Raw genomic sequence first — 17,901 nt, forward strand, 5'->3', positions numbered from 1 at the left:
GCTCGCCGTGGCGGGAGCGTCAGCTCGCCGTGGCCGGCGGTGCAGCCAGCCGTCACGCAGTAGTCAGCTCGCCGTCACGGGCGGCGTCAGCTCGCCGTGGCGGGCGGCGTCAGCTCGCCGTGGCGGGAGCGTCAGCTCGCCGTGGCGGGAGCGTCAGCTCGCCGTGGCCGGCGGTGCAGCCAGCCGTCACGCAGTAGTCAGCTCGCCGTCACGGGCGGCGTCAGCTCGCCGCCGCCGGAGCCGAGGTGGACGCCGCCTTGCAGCTTTCCTGCTTGGCCATGGCCTGGCCGACGTCGCCCTCTTCGAGGGTCTTCAGCGCGTCGTTCCCGCTCTGGCTCAGCTTGTCGAGCTCGGTCGCGATGTCCTTGAGGCCGTCCGCGAACTTCGCCTGGTCCTTGGTCTCGAGCTTGTCGACCTGCGCCTTCAGGGACGCGTACGACGAGGAGATCCCGTTGAGTTCCTTGACCGCGTCCTGCTGCTTCTTCGCGCCGTCCTCGACGTCCGGCGCCCCCGCCTTCTGCACGGCGGCACCGATCGCCTTGTAGGCGTCGGACATGTCCTGGAAGGCCTGCGCGTCGGTCTTCTGGACCTCTTCCGGCGTGCTGTTGTCCGAGGTCTCCTTCTGGATCGCGGCGTTGGCGGCCTCGATCTTCTTGGCCTGCGGCTGCACCGCGTCGCAGACCTGCTTGGCCCAGGAGTTCAGCTTGTCGCTGCTGTCGTCGCTGCCGCATCCCGACAGCGCCAACACCAGTACCGCACCGCCGGACAGTGCGGCCGCGAGCTTCTTGTTCACCGGATCGGTCCCTTCCATGGCTCTCGGCCCCGGAACATACACGCCAAGTGGGGGACAACCGCATATCGAACGTCCGTTATAACACGTATTGTAACTATTTACACCAAGCGAGAGAAGGCTCACGACGACGGCGCGCACCCGACACAGAGCGGGCGGGCGACGCGTCAACTCGCGCCACCCGCCCGCCCATTGAGCTGGGGTCCGGAAGACCGCCTACGAAACCACCGCGGGATCTGCCGACTTGGCCACCCGGTCGGCGTTGCCTTCGTCACCCACGGCGATCCCGCGCCGCTTGGAGACGTAGACCGCGCCTGCGATCACGAGGAACGCCAGGACCGCGATGACGATCCGAACGCCGATGCTCTTGTCCTCGCCGTAGCTGAACTTGATGACCGCGGGCGCGATCAGCAGCGCCACCAGGTTCATCACCTTCAGCAGAGGGTTGATCGCGGGACCGGCGGTGTCCTTGAACGGGTCGCCGACCGTATCGCCGATCACCGTCGCGGCGTGGGCCTCGCTGCCCTTGCCGCCGTGGTGGCCGTCCTCCACGAGCTTCTTCGCGTTGTCCCACGCTCCACCCGAGTTGGCCAGGAACACCGCCATCAGCGTGCCGGCGCCGATGGCGCCCGCCAGGAACGCGCCGAGTGCGCCGACCCCGAGCGTGAACCCGATGAAGATGGGCGCCAGCACGGCTAGCAGACCGGGCGTGGCGAGTTCGCGCAGGGCGTCCCTGGTACAGATGTCGACGACCTTGCCGTACTCCGGTGTCTCGCTGTAGTCCATGATCCCGGGCTTCTCACGGAACTGCCGCCGCACCTCGTACACCACGGAACCCGCCGACCGCGACACGGCGTTGATCGCGAGCCCCGAGAAGAGGAAGACGACCGCCGCGCCCGCGATGAGACCGACGAGGTTGTTGGGCTGGGAGATGTCCATGATCAGGCTCATCGGCGCACCGGGCCCGCTGAGCTTCTCACCGACGTCCTGCGCGCCGGTCGTGATCGCGTCACGGTACGACCCGAAGAGCGCCGATGCCGCGAGCACCGCGGTGGCGATGGCGATGCCCTTGGTGATGGCCTTGGTGGTGTTGCCGACCGCGTCCAGGTTGGTGAGCACCTGCGCGCCCGCGCCCTCGACGTCGCCGGACATCTCGGCGATGCCCTGCGCGTTGTCGGAGACCGGACCGAAAGTGTCCATCGCGACGATCACACCGACCGTGGTGAGCAGGCCGGTGCCGGCAAGGGCCACCGCGAACAGCGCCAGCATGATCGACGTACCGCCGAGCAGGAACGCACCGTACACACCGAGGCCGATCAACAACGCGGTGTAGACGGCCGATTCGAGGCCGACGGAGATACCGGCCAGGACAACGGTGGCCGGGCCGGTGAGCGAGGTCTTGCCGATGTCCCTGACCGGGCGGCGGCTGGTCTCGGTGAAGTAGCCGGTCAGCTGCTGGATGACGGCTGCCAGCAGGATGCCGATCGCCACCGCGACGAGCGCCAGGATCCGCGGGTCGCCGTCATGGGCCCTGATCGCCGCGTCGGTGACTCCGTCGAGGTCGGCGTACTTGCCGGGGAGATAGACGAAGACGGCCACGGCCACCAGCGCCAGCGAGATCACCGCGGAGATGAAGAACCCGCGGTTGATCGCGGACATGCCGCTGCGGTCGGAGCGCCTCGGCGCCACCGCGAAGATGCCGATCATCGCCGTGATCACGCCGATCGCGGGGACGAGCAGCGGGAAGGCGAGCCCGGAGTCGCCGAACGCCGCCTTGCCGAGGATCAGCGCGGCGACCAGCGTCACGGCATACGACTCGAACAGGTCGGCCGCCATGCCCGCGCAGTCGCCGACGTTGTCGCCCACGTTGTCGGCGATGGTCGCGGCATTACGCGGATCGTCCTCCGGAATGCCCTGCTCGACCTTGCCGACCAGGTCGGCGCCGACGTCGGCGGCCTTGGTGAAGATGCCGCCTCCGACACGCATGAACATGGCGATCAGCGCGGCCCCGAGGCCGAAGCCCTCGAGCACCTTCGGCGCGTCGGCCGCGTACACCAGCACCACGCAGGAGGCGCCCAGCAGACCGAGCCCCACCGTGAACATGCCGACGACGCCGCCCGTGCGGAAAGCGATCTTCATTGCTTTGTGCGATACGGCGGTGAGATCTTTTTCCGGCTCGCCTTCGGCCGGGGTCGCTTCCCGTGCCGCCGCGGCGACGCGCACATTGCTGCGCACGGCGAGCCACATGCCGATATAACCGGTGGCCGCCGAGAACCCGGCGCCGATCAAGAAGAAGATCGATCGGCCTGCGCGCTGATTCCAGTCGTCCGCGGGCAGCAGCATGAGCAGGAAGAACACGACGACGGCGAATACGCCGAGCGTGCGAAGCTGCCGGGCCAGATAGGCGTTCGCGCCTTCCTGGATCGCCGTCGCGATCTTCTTCATGCTGTCGGTGCCCTCGCCTGCCGCGAGCACCTGGCGCACCAGGATGCCTGCCACGACGAGCGCCGCCAGTGCGACGGCCGCGATGACCGTCACGATGAGACGGTTGCCGTCGGTGAGCACTGCGGCCGCGAGGGTTGTGGGGTGATCCAACTGATGAGGGGTAGGAAGCCCCGCCATTCGTCCTCCTTGACGCTTGGGCTGAGCTCAAGATGTGGACGGATTCTAGGTACCGGAACCTGATCAAAACAGTACGCGGTAAACGGAATTAGCCTTCACTTGCTCTTCAGCAAATGATCGAGGTCCCAGCATAGAACTCGAAAGCGGTAATGCCTCAAAAGCGTTGACGCTTGATCCAATTATCACGTGATTGATCGTGAATGAATTCACGAAAAGGCTTTCCTGAGATAACTGTACGGCCGTTGCCCGCGGCCGGACATGCCGAAGGGCCCTGGTGACCAGGGCCCTTCGGGTCAGATTTCGGAGCGAGGCGAAGCAGATCTCAGGTGAGCACCGCGGCCGGCGGCGTGGTCGGCCAGGTCATACGGATCAGTCCGCCGTGCTCCCCAGCGGTCACCTCCACGTCATCGACGAGTCCGCTGATGACCGCGAGGCCCATCTCGTCCTCCTCGGTCTCCACGGCGGCCTCGCCGCCCGCGGCGCCGGGCGCCGAGCGGGGTGCCTCGTCGCCGACCTCGATGGAGAACTGTTTCTCCTCCTCGATCAGCAGCACCTTCACCGGCGAGGTGATGCCGACGGTCTGGTGCAGTCCGACGGCACGGGAACACGCCTCACCGACGGCGAGCCTGAGCTCGTCGAGGACGGCCTCGTCCACTCCGGCCCTGCGCGCCACCGCTGCCGCCACCAGCCGGGCGGTCCTCACGTGCTCGGGCAGCGCGCTGAAGCGGAGCTCAACGGTGGCCATGCATCCCCCTCGGAACGGGCGTGCTGTCGGGGGACCGGGCCGCCGAAGCCCGGACACCCTTCGTTCACTGCGGCCGGCCCGGGTTCGGACTGCGTCCTCCCCGGGCCGGGATCAGTCGGTGGCCGCCACCGCTTCCTCGACCGAGGTGTGGATCGGGAACACCTTGGTGAGGCCGGTGATGCGGAAGATCTTGAGAATGCGTTCCTGGTTGCAGACCAGGCGCAGCGAGCCCTCATGGGCACGCACCCGCTTGAGCCCGCCCACCAGGACGCCGAGGCCGGTGGAGTCGAGGAAGTCCACGCCCTCCATGTCGACGACAAGGTGGAAACTGCCGTCATTCACCAGCTCGACCAACTGCTCGCGCAGCTTGGGCCCGGTATATACGTCGATTTCGCCACCGACCCTGACGATCGTGCGATCGCCGATGGTCTCGGTCGACAGGGACAGGTCCACGGATCCTCCAGCACCTTGCTATCGAGCGGTCGCCCTTCGGGACACCTCGGCAGAGCCCCCGGGACGGTTCGCCAGCCGCGATGGCATTCAATCACTTACCGGCAGGCGTGCACGACGCCTTGGTCCCATTGTCCGTCACGCCAGTGACACACTCGGTGCCGATGGCCAAGAATCACCGATCCGATCGACCCTCGACGGAGCCCATGTCCCGCCTCGCGCCGGGCACGGTCCTCGACCGGCTCGCCATGGGGCCGAGCCGGGCTTCGCGCATCACTCATACGGAGCACTTGCCCCCGCGCGAGGGTCGCCATGCCGTCTGGCCCGACCGGATCCGCCCGGAGGTCATCGCGGCCGTCCGGGCCTGCGGCATCGAGCACCCATGGGCCCACCAGGCACTAGCCGCCGAGCACGCCCTGGACGGCGACTCCGTCGTCGTCGCCACGGGCACGGCGTCCGGCAAGTCCCTGGCGTATCTCGTCCCGGTCCTCTCGAAGCTCCTGGACGGTTCCGAGGCCCCCAGCGGCCGGGCCGCCACCGCCCTCTACCTGGCCCCCACGAAGGCCCTCGCGGCGGATCAGTGCCGCTCTGTGAAGGAACTTTCACAACCCTTGGGCAATTCCGTTCGCCCAGCCGTGTACGACGGCGACACGCCGTTCGAAGAACGCGAATGGGTGCGCCAGTACGCCAACTACGTCCTCACCAACCCCGACATGCTGCACCGCGGCATACTTCCCTCCCACCCCCGCTGGTCCTCCTTCCTGAAGGCGCTGAAGTACGTCGTCATCGACGAGTGCCACACCTACCGCGGCGTCTTCGGCTCCCACGTCGCCCAGGTGCTGCGCCGGCTGCGGCGCCTGTGCGCCCGCTACGGCGCCTCACCCGTGTTCCTGCTTGCCTCCGCGACAGCCGCCGAACCCTCGGTGGCCGCCCGCCGGCTCACCGGCCTCCCGGTGGTGGAGGTCGCCGACGACGCCTCCCCGCGCGGCGAACTCGTGTTCGCCCTGTGGGAGCCCCCGCTCACCGAGCTGCCGGGCGAGAAGGGCGCGCCGGTCCGCCGCACCGCCACCGCCGAGACGGCCGACCTGCTGACCGACCTCGCCGTCCAGGGCGTCCGCACGGTCGCCTTCGTCCGCTCCCGCCGTGGCGCCGAGCTGATCTCGGTGATCGCCCAGGAGCGCCTGGCCGAAGTCGACCGGTCACTGGCGCGGCGCGTGGCGGCCTACCGGGGCGGCTACCTCCCCGAGGAGCGCCGTGCCCTGGAACAGGCTCTCCACTCCGGCGAGCTCCTCGGCCTCGCGGCGACAACCGCCCTGGAACTCGGCATCGACGTCTCCGGCCTGGACGCCGTACTGATCTCCGGCTACCCAGGCAGGCGCGCGTCGCTGTGGCAGCAGGCGGGCAGGGCGGGGCGGTCCGGCCAGGGGGCCCTGGCCATCCTGGTCGCCCGCGACGACCCGCTGGACACCTACCTCGTCCATCACCCCGAGGCCCTGTTCGACCAGCCCGTGGAGTCCACAGTCCTCGACCCCGACAACCCGTACGTCCTCGCCCCGCACCTGTGCGCGGCGGCCGCCGAGCTGCCCCTGGTGGACGAGGACCTGGAGCTCTTCGGCCCAGCTTGCGAGGAACTGCTTGCCCAGCTGGAGGCCGCGAAGCTGCTTCGCCGCCGGACGAAGGCCTGGCACTGGACACGCCGGGAACGGGCCGCCGACCTGACCGACATCCGCGGCGGCGGCGGGCAGGCCGTCCGGGTCGTCGAGTCCGGCACGGGCCGGCTGCTGGGCACGGTCGACGCGGGCGCCGCCCACACGACGGTCCACGAGGGCGCGGTGCACCTGCACCAGGGCCGTACGTACCTGGTGCGCTCCCTCGATCTGGAGGACTCGGTGGCCCTGGTCGAGGAGGCCGCCCCGTCATATTCGACGGTCGCCCGTGACACGACGTCGATCTCCGTCCTGGAGACGGACACCGAGATCCCTTGGGGCGACGGCCGCCTGTGCTACGGCTCCGTCGAGGTCACCAACCAAGTGGTCTCCTTCCTGCGCCGACGTGTCATCACCGGTGAAGTGCTGGGCGAGACGAAGCTCGACCTCCCTCCTCGCACGCTGCGCACGCGTGCCGTGTGGTGGACGGTCACCGATGACCAGCTGGACGAGGCCCGGATCGGCCCGGAGCTCCTCGGCGGCGCCCTGCACGCCGCCGAGCACGCGTCGATCGGCATGCTGCCCCTCTTCGCGACCTGCGACCGCTGGGACATCGGCGGCGTCTCGATCCCGCTGCACCCGGACACCCTCCTCCCGACGGTCTTCGTCTACGACGGCCATCCCGGCGGCGCGGGCTTCGCGGAGCGCGCCTTCCACACGGCCCGCGCCTGGCTGGCGGCCACCCGGGAGGCCATCGCCTCATGCGAGTGCGACGCGGGCTGCCCGTCCTGCATCCAGTCCCCCAAGTGCGGCAACGGCAACGACCCGCTGCACAAGAGGGGGGCGGTGCGGCTGCTCACGGTGCTGCTCAGGGGGGCACCGGAGGAGAAGCCGACGGAGGAGGCGGCTCCGCCGGATCAGTCGGCAGAGAAGTCGGCGGAAAGGCCAGTTTCCGCCGGATCCGCCGACGGCGGGGCAGCCGACGGGACCTGATCAGCAGGGCCCGCCCGTGCCCTGACCTCGGCCGCGAAGGGGCCCCGTCCCGACGCTGCGGTCACGTCCGAGATCTCGCCCACGACCGCGCACCGCACGAGCCGCGCACCCTGTGCCAGGGCCACCCGGTCGGCCCGGGCGCAGGCGGCCGTGCCGCCCTCAGCCCAGTGGTCCGCCGCCGCGAGCGCCGCGAGATCCGCTCCGCCGGCCGCCCGGTGCCGGGTCACGACGGCCTGGCCCATCGCGACCACGACCCCGAAGACCACGCAGAGGACGGCGATCGCCCCGATGCTCCAAACGGTGGCGGAACCACGGTCGGAACGCCGGGCGAAGGCGAGTCTGCGGCCGCTGGGCCAGAGGGCCGCAGACTCACGATCGCTGGACCGGATGGCCGCGATGCCACGGCTGTTGGACCGGACGGTCCCCCACCCACGGCCGTTGGGCCAGATGGCCGTAAGCCCACGACCGTTGGACCGGACGGCCCCACACCCACGACCGTTGGGCCAGATGGCCCCACACCCACGACCGTTGGACCGGACGGCCCCACACCCACGACCGTTGGACCGGACGCCCCCACACCCACGACGGTTGGGCCAGATGGCCGTAAGCCCACGACCGTTGCGCCAGATGGCCGTAAGCCCGCGACCGGTGGCGGACCCGTGGCGTGAGGAACGGTCTTTCATCTCTCTCATCACCCTGCCCCCACCGTCTCCTCCGCCGCCGCCACGGCCTCCTCCCGTACTTCGAAGGGCAGGCCGTGCAGCACAGGCGGTTTCGCCACTACCGCCACGCGGACCTGGTCCCCCTCCCGGCTGACCGTGACCTTCGCCCCGCGCGGTGCCGCCGCGCGGGTGACCTCCACGACCGCGTCGGCCGGGTCCTGGCGGGCCGCCGCACGGGCCCCCGTCCGGGCCGCGTCCACGCACTGGATCTGGGCGGCCACCACGAGCAGCCCCCACACCAGCGCCATCGCGAACATGACCAGGACGGGCAGCACCACGGCCGACTCGGCCGTCACGAACCCCCGGTCCGTCTTCCGCTCACATCCGCGCACTGAGCGCCCGCTTCACGATGCCCTGCAGCTCCGCGCTGACGGCCCCGCTCGTCACCACCTTGTAGAGGACGACGGCGAACGCCACCGCCGCGACGATCCCCATCGCGTACTCGGAGGTGACCATCCCCGCGTCCCTCCGCACCGCGCGCACCCTGCACACCAGGGCACGCAGCCCTGCCCGTACCGCCTTGCACATCTCAACCCCCGTATGGATCAGCGCTGTTGTCGCACCGTTGAAGGCATGTGCCTACAACGGGGCCTTTGCCTACAACTGGGTCTTGCCTGCTACTGGCCTTTGCCGGCTACTGGCCTTTGCTCACCGGCCGTTGGTCCGTGGCCGTCATCCACCTCCTCCTCCCAGCACGCCACCCGCGAGTCCGATCACCACCGGCAGTACACCCACCGCGATGAACGCGGGCAGGAAGCACAGCCCCACCGGAGCGGTGACCATCACGGCCGCCCGCCGTGCCCGTGCCGTCGCGGTGCGGGCCCAGTCGGCGCGGACGTCCGCGGCCAGCCGGGCTGCCGGTCCGGCGGCGGGAAGTCCGGACACGTCGGCCCGTTCCAGCAGCCGGGCCAGGGCTCCGGCGCCCGGTATCGAGGCCAGCACGCGCCAGGCCTCGGCCGGTTCGCCGCCGAGCCGCACCTCCGCCACGCCGCGTGCGAGCCCTTCCCCGACGGGGCCACCCAGGGCCTCCCCCACGGCATGTGCCGCGATCACCGGCCCGGCACCCGCAGCGATACAGGCCGCCAAAAGGTCAGCGGCCAGCGGGAGTTGACGGCGAGCCTCGCCCGCGTCGAATTCCTGCGCAGTTGCGGCAGCCGTCCGGCGCAGCCGCCACCGCCAGAGCCCCACCGCGACCGCCAGTCCCGCCCCGGCGCCAATGACACCGCCGAGCAGCACCCACCCGGCACACACCGCTGCCACGGCAGGCAGCCACCGCCGTCCGGCGTCCCGCAGGTCGCTTCGCGGCGCGCCGGCCGCCGTCTCCGCGGCGGCCAGCAGCTCGGCCAGCCGCCGCCGCACTCTGCGTTCGTGCCGTGCCGCCTCGATCCAGCGGATCAGCCACCCGAGGACCAGCAGAACACCCACGGCCACCCCCAGCCTGTGGAAAACTTCCGCGCTCACGCCGCCTCCGCTCCCCGTACGATCCGCATCGCCCACCACATCCCCAGGCCCTCCAGCAGACCGCCGGCCAGCAGACAGCCCAGCCCCGCCCCGGTGTGCAGCAGTACGTACAGCGGATCGGCACCGAGGGCCACGCCGAGCAGCAGGCCCAGGACGGGCAGCCCGGCGAGCATCAGCGCGGTGGAGCGGGCACCCGCCAACTGGGCTCTCAGGTCGGCTCGTTGGTCTCGTTCGGCGCGGAGCGCCCCTTCGAGCCGGTCGAGTCCGGCGGCGAGGCCGGCACCCTGGTCCACGGCCACCCGCCAGCACGCCGCGAGGCCCAGCAGCCCGTCGGCACCTGGCTGCCGCGCCGCCGCCGCGAGCGCGCCCGGCACGTCGCCGCCGAACCGCGCCGCCGCCAGCACGGCCGCCTGGCCGTCACCGAGCCCGCCGGAGTCCCGGGCGGCACGCAGCAGGGCGTCGCCCGGCTGCCGCCCGGCGCGCACCTCCCCGGCGAGAGCCCCGCACAGCGCGATCACCGCGTCACCCCGACGCTCCCGAGCGCGCCGGGCCTGAGCCGTCAGCCGCACCCGCCGCAGCAGCGGCACCCCGGCCGCCCCCGCGACGACCGGCAGCACTGAGGCACCCAGCAGCGCGAGCGCCAGCCCCGCGGCCAGTGACCACCACTCGGCGCGCAACCGCACGCGGACCCGGCGCAGACCACCTGCCAGCTGCCGCCATGCCGGCGGGCCGACCCCCACCGCTCCGCCGCCCGCGAGCAACAGCTGCGCCCGCCTGGCGGCCCCAAAGTGCCATCCGCCCAGCAACCAGGCCGCCGCTCCGGCGCACACCACGGCCACTCCCATCACCGTCTCAGCCATCCCGGTCACCGCATCCCTCCACCGTCAATCCGCCGTGCTCGCCGTACTCGCCGCTCAGTTCGCCGCCCGCCCTCCGCGATCCATGGCGCGCGGGCTCCAACTCGGCGCCTGCGCCAAGCAACCCACGGCCCTTGCCCGCCGGCTCACCGCCCCCGCACCCCACCTCGCTCTCCCCGCTCCGAAGCAGCCCCCGCAGCCGCTCCCATCCCCGCTCGTACGCGAACGCCTCCGCGCCCCACCGCAGCGCCGGTACCGTCCGGACCAGCCCGGACGGGTCCCGCTCCAGCACGTGCACCTCGGCGATCCGCCGCCGCCCGGCCCGGTCACGGACCAGGTGCAGGACCACCGACAGCGCGGCCGCCAACTGGCTGTGCAGTGCGGCCCGGTCGAGCCCGGCGGCGGTGCCCAGGGCTTCCAGCCGGGTCGGCACATCAGCCGCCGCGTTCGCGTGCACGGTTCCGCATCCGCCTTCGTGGCCGGTGTTCAACGCGGCCAGCAGATGCACCACTTCGGGCCCTCGCACCTCGCCCACGACCAGCCGGTCCGGCCGCATCCGCAGCGCCTGCCGCACCAGGTCCTGGAGCGTGACGAGTCCCGCGCCCTCCTGGTTGGCGGGTCTGCTCTCCAGCCGTACGACGTGTGGATGGTCCGGCCGCAGCTCCGCCGAGTCCTCGGCGAGCACGATCCGCTCGCCCGGGCCGACGAGTCCCAGCAACGCGCTCAGCAGGGTCGTCTTGCCGCTGCCGGTGCCTCCGCTGATGAGGAAGGACAGGCGCGCGTCGAGCAGCGCGCGCAGCACCCGGTCCCCGCCGGGCGGCACCGTGCCCGCGGCCACCAGTTCGTGGAGTGTGAACGCGCGCGGCCGTACGACGCGCAGCGACAGGCAGGTGCAGCCGACGGCGACCGGCGGCAGCACCGCGTGCAGCCGGGTCCCGTCGGGCAGCCGGGCGTCGGCCCAGGGCCGTGCATCGTCCAGGCGGCGTCCGGCCACCGTGGCCAGACGCTGAGCGAGGCGTCGTACGGCCGAGGCGTCCGGGAAGGAGACGCCGGTCAGCTCCAGTCCGCCGCCGCGGTCCACCCAGACCCGGTCCGGGGCCGAGACCAGCACGTCGGTCACCGACGGATCGGCGAGCAGCGGCTCCAGCGGGCCGGTGCCCACCAGCTCCGACCGCAACCGCTCGGCCGCGCCGAGGACTTCGGCGTCCCCGAGCACCCGTCCCTGTTCCCGCAACGCCTGCGCCACCCGCGCGGGTGTCGGCTCGGCCCCGCTCGCGGCCAGCCACTGGCGCACACCGTCCAGCAGACCCGAGGACATTCCCACGGCCCTGCCCGACGACACTGCCGACGGCGCGTCACGACCGGCCGCCGAGTCGTTTGCCGCGCCGCTCGAACGCCCCGCCCGCTCAAGCCCGGAGACCGTACTCATGCCGCGCCCGCCTCCAGCAGCGCCCGCTCCCAGAACTCCTTGCAGAAACTTGCGAGCGGGCTGCGGGCGGCCGCGGCGGGGGGTGCCTTGCCCCCGTCCGGGCGCAGCAGGGCGGACTCGACGGGTACCTCGCCGGCCAGAGGGAGTCCGAGCAGCCGGGCCACCTCGCGGTCGTCCAGGCCGGGTGCGTAGGGTCCGCGTACCGCCACCCGCAGGTCGCGCAGGACCATGCCGACCGCGGAGGCCACGCGGGCGGCCGCCGCGACGGAGCGCAGTTCGGCGGGGACCACCAGGAGCCCGACGTCGAGCTGGGCGAGAACCTCGGCGACCCCGTCGTCGACGCGGCGCGGCAGGTCGACGACCACCGTGCCGCCACGGCGGCGCGCGGCGGCGAGCACCGCCCGCACGGCCTGAGGCGGGACGGCCACGCAGTCCCCGCGGTCCCAGCTGAGGACCCGCAGCGAGTGCAGCCGCGGCAGCGACTCCTCCAGGGCGCCCCCGCCGACCCTCCCGCGCGAGGCGGCGAAGGCGGGCCAGCGCAGCCCTTCGGCCGTCTCCCCGCCGAGGAGCACGTCGAGTCCGCCGCCCAGCGGATCGGCGTCCACGAGCAGGGTGCGCAGTCCCTCGCGCGCGGAGGTGACGGCGAGCCCGCAGGCCAGCGTGGACGCTCCGGCCCCGCCCCGGCCCCCGATGACGCCGACGGTGAGGGCTGGCCGGCCGACTCCCTCGGCCACGTCGGCGATGCGGTCGACCAGCCACTGCTCGCCGTCGGGCAGCATCAGGACATGGTCGGCGCCGATCTCGACGGCCCGCCGCCAGACCCCGGAGTCGTCCTGGTCTCGGCCGACCAGCACCACTCCGCGTCTGCGCGCGGCCCCGCGCACGCGCCGCGCGGCGTCGTCGCCGACCAGGACGAGCGGTGCGGCCTCCCAGCTGCTGTCGTGCACGGTGGGACTGACCTCGGGTGTGGCGCCGGCTGCCGCGCACAGGCGCAGCAGGTCGTCGAGCAGTTCTGCGTCCTCGGTGATGATCAGTGGTGTGCCATGCCGCCCCGAGGCGGGCGGCGGGTCGTGTGTGACGGATCCGGCCACGGTTTCCATCCCCCTTCGCTGCATGTCTCGCACGGCCCTCTGCGGCCCCGCGATTCCCAAACGTGTGAAGAACCGGCAAGCGGCCTCCATATGAACGGCCGAAACGAACCGGCCAAACGCGCCCGGCTAACCGGAACCGGGCATGAAGTCGGCACCGGCGGAGCGCGCTGGAATCACGGTGCAGCGATCCGGGAAATCGTGTGGATCTTGGTCGATAACTGTGGACAACTCAGCAGCTGTGAATATCGCCGTCACCCAAACCGGTGACTCCTGTAGTGCTTCGTGTGGGACTCCCGCAGCGCAGCGCGGCAACTACCCAAAGTGACGGATCATGGGCGGGGAAAGTTGAGGGCTGCAGCTGCCCGGCGTCGGCCCGGTGGCCGCGCGGAGAAGGAGGAAAAGCCACCCGGACATGCGACGACCCCCGCCGGGGGGGAGAGCGGGGGTCGTCTCCACGGCCGACTCGGGGGGGGAGGAGTCGGACCGGGTTAGCACGGTCGCGAACGATCCGTGACTTCCATGGTGTACCCGAGAGGCCTCTCAGGCAAACCCACGCGCCCACCTTACGCCGAATGGGCTGCACCTATGCTCGGGGCGTGGAAAACCACTCCTTGCTCCGCACAGCGGCCTTCTTTGACCTGGACAAGACGGTCATTGCGAAGTCGAGCACGCTCACCTTCAGCAAGTCCTTCTACCAAGGCGGACTGATCAACCGCCGGGCCGCCTTGCGCACCGCGTATGCCCAGTTCGTCTTCCTCGCCGGCGACGCCGACCACGACCAGATCGAGCGCATGCGGAAGTACCTGTCCGCGTTGTGCCGCGGCTGGAACGTCCAGCAGGTCAAGGAGATCGTCGCCGAGACACTCCACGACATCATCGACCCGATCATCTATGACGAGGCGGCCTCCCTGATCGAGGAGCACCACACCGCCGGCCGTGACGTCGTGATCGTGTCCACGTCGGGCGCCGAGGTGGTCGAGCCGATCGGCGAACTCCTCGGCGCGGACCGCGTGGTGGCGACCCGCATGGTGGTGGGCGAGGACGGCTGCTTCACCGGAGAGGTGGAGTACTACGCCTACGGCCCGACAAAGGCGGAGGCGATCAGGGAACTGGCCGAGTCCGAGGGATACGACCTCGAGCGCTGTTACGCCTACAGCGACTCGGCGACCGACCTGCCGATGCTGGAGACGGTCGGCCACCCCCACGCCGTGAACCCGGACCGTGCGCTGCGCCGCGAGGCGGTCGCGCGCGGGTGGCCGATCCTCGACTTCCACCGCCCGGTGCGGCTCAAGAAGCGGTTCCCCGCCTTCTCCGTACCGCCCCGGCCGGCACTCGTCGCTGCCGCCGCCATAGGCGCCGCGGCGGCCACCGCGGGTCTCGTCTGGTACGCGAGCCGGCGCCGGGCGACCGCGGCCTGACCTGGCATTTCGCGACCTGTCAGGCCTCGTTCGGAATTCTGGCACCCGATTAGTACGCGTTTGAACTTAAAGGTAAAGAAGTACAGCCAGGGCTTCCGCTTGCTCTGGGCCTGGAGTACAAAGGGGTTAACGGCCCGCGAGACCAAGGCCATCCGAAAGGATCACCTTTAATACGCAGATTGGCCCCACGGACCGAGCATGAACACCGGGCACCCACGCGACGTCGACCCGTCGAATACGGGCCAGCCGCACCAGGGACGGGCGAAGTTCCCGGCCTGATGGGCAATATATCGAGGACGCTTGGTAACGCGGTGGACATGCCAGCGGCGGTACGAATTCTCGTACCGCCGCAACCCTGTAAGGCCCCTTCGAGGGGCCTTTTCCGCGTTATGCCGCCCCGCGCTGCAGCGCCTCGCACACCGCCGTGGACTCACGCGCGCCGAGCTCGACCGCCTTGCCGCAGTGGGCGATCCAGGCGGCCATCCCCTCCGGCGTGCCGGAGACGTAGCCGTCGAGGGCCGCACGATACGCCGCGCGGCCCAGCTCGGCGTGGCCGACCTCCGCCGGGCAGACGGACTTGGGGTCGAGGCCGCTGCCCACCAGGACGATGCGCTCGGCCGCGCGCGCGACCAGGCCGTTGTGGGAGGCGAAGGGGCGCAGCGCGAGAAGTTCGCCGTGCACGACGGCGGCCGTGACCAGGGCCGGGGCGGAACTGCCCGCGATGATCAGCTCGGAGAGCCCTTCCAGCCGGCCGGACACCTCGGCCGCGCTCGGCAGCGGCAGCCCGACCAGCGGCTCGTCGACCGGCTCGCCGTCCTGTCGCGGCCGCCCGACCTCGTCCCCCTTGCCCGCGGCCGAGACCATGTGGAGCCGGGCCAGCACCCGCAGGGGTGACTGCCGCCAGATGGACAGCAGCTGGCCCGCCTCCGCGCTCAGCCGGAGGGACGCGCCCACGACGCGCGCCTCGTCGTCACCGCTGAAGTCGGTGCGCCGACGCACCTCTTCGAGCGCCCAGTCCGCGCCGGACAGCGCCGCGGAACCTCGGGAGCCGCGCAGGGCGGCCTCGGCGGTGATCTCGTTGCTGCGCCGCCGCATGACCCGGTGCCCGTAGACCCGGTCCACGGCCTTGCGCACGGACTCCACGGACTCGGCCACACCGGGCAGGGAGCCCAGGGCCGCAAGCGGATCGGCGGTCGCGCCTGTCGTACTCATGAGTACGACACTACGCACCCCTGGAGGCAGACCCACGAAGGAGTGGTCTTCTTCACGCCCACCCACCACGTACAGCCATCACTTGACTACCCTTTGTGAACATGAAAATTGCTTTCGTCGGGAAGGGCGGCAGCGGCAAGACCACCCTGTCCTCCCTGTTCATCCGCCACCTCGCGCATGTCGGCGCCTCGGTCGTCGCCGTCGACGCCGACATCAACCAGCACTTGGGCCCCGCGCTCGGCATGGACGAGGCGGAGGCCGCCGCGCTGCCCGCGATGGGCGAGCGGCTGCCGCTGATCAAGGACTACCTGCGCGGAAGCAACCCGCGGATCACCTCCGCCGGGACGATGATCAAGACGACCCCGCCCGGTGAGGGCTCCCGGCTGCTGCGGGTGCGCGAGGACAATCCGGTGTACGACGCCTGCGCCCGGCCGGTGGAACTCGACGGCGGCGCCGTCCGTTTGTTGGTCACCGGCCCGTTCACCGAGGCCGATGTGGGGGTGGCCTGCTACCACTCCAAGACCGGTGCGGTGGAGCTCTGCCTGAACCATCTCGTGGACGGCCGGAGCGAGTACGTCGTCGTCGACATGACGGCGGGCTCGGACTCCTTCGCGTCCGGATTGTTCACCCGCTTCGACATCACGTTCCTCGTCGCCGAACCGACCCGGAAGGGGGTCTCCGTCTACCGCCAGTACAAGGAGCACGCTCGCGACTTCGGCGTCGTGCTGAAGGTCGTCGGCAACAAGGTGCAGGGCCAGGACGACCTCGACTTCCTTCGCGCCGAAGTCGGGGACGACCTGCTCGTGACGGTCGGGCACTCGGACTGGGTGCGCGCCCTGGAGAAGGGCCGGCCGCCCCGGTTCGAGCTCCTGGAGGCCGCCAACCGCCGCGCGCTGCGCCTGCTGCAGACGGCCGTCGACGCGACGTACGAGCTGCGCGACTGGGAGCGGTACACGCGGCAGATGGTGCACTTCCACCTGAAGAACGCGGCTTCGTGGGGCAACGCGCGCACCGGGGCCGACCTGGCGGCGCAGATCGACCCCGGGTTCGTGCTCGGCGAGGGCGTGGTGGCCAAGGTCTGACGGCTACGGCTTGACCGCCGGCGCCCCCGGCACGCCCTTCGGGGCCGGGGCGGGGCGGCCGGCCAGGAAGGACGCCCAGCCCTGCTTCGGGACCTCGCCGACCTTCAGGGTGCCCAGCTTCTTCAGTACCTGCGGGTCCTGGGCGTCCAGCCAGTCGGCGAGCTGCCGGAAGGAGACACATCGCACCTCGGACTTGGTGCACACCTGCTCGACGACCTCCTCGACGGCGCGCATGTAGGTGCCGCCGTTCCAGGATTCGAAGTGGTTGCCGATGATCAGGGGCGCGCGGTTGCCGTGATAGGCCCGGTCGAAGCCCTTGAGCAGGCTGTCGCGCATCTGGTCGCCCCAGAGGTCGTATTTACCGGGGTCGCCCTGGGTGGTCGTGCCCGACTGGTTGACCATGAAGTTGTAGTCCATGGTGAGCTGCTCGGAGGAGTGTCCGGGAAACGGCACGAGCTGCATCGACAGGTCCCACAGGCCGTTTTTCTTCCCGGGCCAGACCTGCTCGTTGACGCCGCTGGTGTCATAGCGGAAGCCCAGTTCGCGGGCGGCCTTGATGAAGTTCGTCTGCCCCTCGAGGCAGGGGGTGCGGGCGCCGACGAGCTCCTTGTCGTAGTCGAAGGGCAGCGGGGCCGCCGTCTTCATGCCGGTGTTGGTCTTCCAGGACTTCACGAACTGTTTGGCCTGGGAGATCTCGTCCTTCCAGTCGTCCACCGACCACTCGCCCACCCCGCCGCCCCTGCCGCAGAAGTGGCCGTTGAAGTGGGTACCGATCTCGTTGCCCTCCAGCCACGCCAGGCGCAGCTGCTTCACGGTGTCGGCGATGCCCTGCTCGTCGTTGAAGCCGATGTCCGAGCGGCCCGGGGAGTGCTGCGGCGGCCGGTACAGGTCGCGCTTGTCCTCCGGCAGCATGTACACGCCGCTCAGGAAGTACGTCATCGTCGCGTCGTTCGCCTTGGCGACCTTGCGGAAGTGGGAGAAGAGCTTCTGGCTGTCCTCGCCGGAGCCGTCCCAGGAGAAGACCACGAACTGCGGGGGCCGCCGGCCGGGCTTGAGGCGCTCGGGTCTGGGCAGGTGCGGCTGCGCCCCGGTGAACGCCGTGGAGCCGTCACCGATCAGGCGGACCATGCTCCTGGGCGGCGGCCCCGGGGCAGCCCTCTGCGGTCCGGGCGCCCCTGCCTTCGAACCGCTGACGCCGCTCGCGCAACCGGCGAGCGATGCCGCACAGGCCGCAGCGACCACGGCGCCCGCGGCGATCCTCCGGGTGGCGGCCATAATCCGCCCACCTACTTCCTTCTCTCAGGCCAACGCTGATGAGGGTGTTTCTGGTGATGCGCCGGGAAGGCCCGACAGCGCCGCCAAGGTCGCACGGGACCGAGAAGG

General features: G+C 71.0%; 16 protein-coding genes. 3 read left to right on the forward strand and 13 right to left on the reverse strand.

What is annotated here, in order from left to right:
* Positions 1 to 220 precede the first annotated feature (220 nt).
* From ACZ562_RS04570 to bldG, 4 genes are all read right to left on the reverse strand, one after another.
* Entirely contained in the window at positions 221 to 811 is a 591-nt protein-coding gene (locus tag ACZ562_RS04570) for a small secreted protein (protein WP_471174173.1), read from the reverse strand.
* Between the two features lie 195 nt (positions 812 to 1,006).
* Positions 1,007 to 3,412: a sodium-translocating pyrophosphatase gene (locus ACZ562_RS04575; RefSeq protein ID WP_471174174.1), complete on the reverse strand. Its 2,406-nt coding sequence runs from the start codon at positions 3,410 to 3,412 to the stop codon at positions 1,007 to 1,009.
* A gap of 322 nt (positions 3,413 to 3,734) precedes the next feature.
* Positions 3,735 to 4,157, reverse strand: coding sequence for an ATP-binding protein (locus ACZ562_RS04580; RefSeq protein WP_471174175.1), 423 nt, complete (start codon positions 4,155 to 4,157; stop codon positions 3,735 to 3,737).
* Between the two features lie 111 nt (positions 4,158 to 4,268).
* Complete coding sequence (gene bldG, locus ACZ562_RS04585) at positions 4,269 to 4,610, reverse strand: anti-sigma factor antagonist BldG (RefSeq protein ID WP_471174176.1); 342 nt, start codon at positions 4,608 to 4,610, stop codon at positions 4,269 to 4,271.
* Positions 4,611 to 4,690: 80 nt separating this feature from the next.
* Here bldG and ACZ562_RS04590 point away from each other — a divergent pair, with 80 nt between their 5' ends.
* The gene (locus ACZ562_RS04590; protein WP_471174177.1) at positions 4,691 to 7,246 is read left to right on the forward strand and encodes a DEAD/DEAH box helicase; all 2,556 of its coding nucleotides are present in this window, start codon (positions 4,691 to 4,693) and stop codon (positions 7,244 to 7,246) included.
* Here ACZ562_RS04590 and ACZ562_RS04595 read toward each other — a convergent pair.
* The 7 genes from ACZ562_RS04595 to ssd all read right to left on the reverse strand — a co-directional run bounded on the left by ACZ562_RS04595 (position 7,171) and on the right by ssd (position 12,815).
* The gene (locus ACZ562_RS04595; protein WP_471174762.1) at positions 7,171 to 7,635 is read right to left on the reverse strand and encodes an Rv3654c family TadE-like protein; all 465 of its coding nucleotides are present in this window, start codon (positions 7,633 to 7,635) and stop codon (positions 7,171 to 7,173) included. The genes ACZ562_RS04590 and ACZ562_RS04595 overlap by 76 nt on opposite strands.
* A gap of 302 nt (positions 7,636 to 7,937) precedes the next feature.
* Positions 7,938 to 8,300 (reverse strand): TadE family type IV pilus minor pilin, encoded by a 363-nt coding sequence (locus ACZ562_RS04600; RefSeq protein WP_471174178.1) that lies wholly within the window; start codon positions 8,298 to 8,300, stop codon positions 7,938 to 7,940.
* Complete coding sequence (locus tag ACZ562_RS04605) at positions 8,287 to 8,496, reverse strand: DUF4244 domain-containing protein (RefSeq protein WP_471174179.1); 210 nt, start codon at positions 8,494 to 8,496, stop codon at positions 8,287 to 8,289. The genes ACZ562_RS04600 and ACZ562_RS04605 overlap by 14 nt, the downstream gene beginning before the upstream one ends.
* Positions 8,497 to 8,640: 144 nt before the next feature.
* Positions 8,641 to 9,429 (reverse strand): type II secretion system F family protein, encoded by a 789-nt coding sequence (locus ACZ562_RS04610; RefSeq protein WP_471174180.1) that lies wholly within the window; start codon positions 9,427 to 9,429, stop codon positions 8,641 to 8,643.
* Complete coding sequence (locus ACZ562_RS04615; RefSeq protein ID WP_471174181.1) at positions 9,426 to 10,289, reverse strand: type II secretion system F family protein; 864 nt, start codon at positions 10,287 to 10,289, stop codon at positions 9,426 to 9,428. The genes ACZ562_RS04610 and ACZ562_RS04615 overlap by 4 nt, the downstream gene beginning before the upstream one ends.
* Positions 10,282 to 11,604, reverse strand: a complete 1,323-nt coding sequence (locus ACZ562_RS04620; RefSeq protein ID WP_471174764.1) for a TadA family conjugal transfer-associated ATPase — start codon at positions 11,602 to 11,604, stop codon at positions 10,282 to 10,284. Before ACZ562_RS04620 ends, ACZ562_RS04615 begins: the two co-directional genes overlap by 8 nt.
* Before the next feature lie 107 nt (positions 11,605 to 11,711).
* Positions 11,712 to 12,815: a septum site-determining protein Ssd gene (gene ssd / locus ACZ562_RS04625; protein ID WP_471174182.1), complete on the reverse strand. Its 1,104-nt coding sequence runs from the start codon at positions 12,813 to 12,815 to the stop codon at positions 11,712 to 11,714.
* A gap of 563 nt (positions 12,816 to 13,378) precedes the next feature.
* Between ssd and ACZ562_RS04630 the strand changes: the two genes are divergently transcribed.
* Entirely contained in the window at positions 13,379 to 14,224 is an 846-nt protein-coding gene (locus ACZ562_RS04630; RefSeq protein WP_471174183.1) for an HAD family hydrolase, read from the forward strand.
* Positions 14,225 to 14,611: 387 nt separating this feature from the next.
* Here ACZ562_RS04630 and ACZ562_RS04635 read toward each other — a convergent pair whose 3' ends face one another.
* Positions 14,612 to 15,436, reverse strand: a complete 825-nt coding sequence (locus ACZ562_RS04635) for a Fic family protein (protein ID WP_471174184.1) — start codon at positions 15,434 to 15,436, stop codon at positions 14,612 to 14,614.
* 101 nt (positions 15,437 to 15,537) lie between these two features.
* On the opposite strand from ACZ562_RS04635, the gene ACZ562_RS04640 reads away from it, so the two are divergent.
* Positions 15,538 to 16,518 carry an ATP-binding protein gene (locus ACZ562_RS04640; RefSeq protein WP_471174185.1) on the forward strand — a complete coding sequence of 327 codons (981 nt, stop codon included), beginning with the start codon at positions 15,538 to 15,540 and terminating at the stop codon, positions 16,516 to 16,518.
* Between the two features lie 3 nt (positions 16,519 to 16,521).
* On the opposite strand, the gene ACZ562_RS04645 is transcribed toward ACZ562_RS04640, so the two are convergent.
* Complete coding sequence (locus ACZ562_RS04645; RefSeq protein WP_471174186.1) at positions 16,522 to 17,793, reverse strand: polysaccharide deacetylase family protein; 1,272 nt, start codon at positions 17,791 to 17,793, stop codon at positions 16,522 to 16,524.
* Between the last annotated feature and the right edge of the window lie 108 nt (positions 17,794 to 17,901).

The organism is Streptomyces sp. NPDC040410 (genome assembly GCF_055595715.1).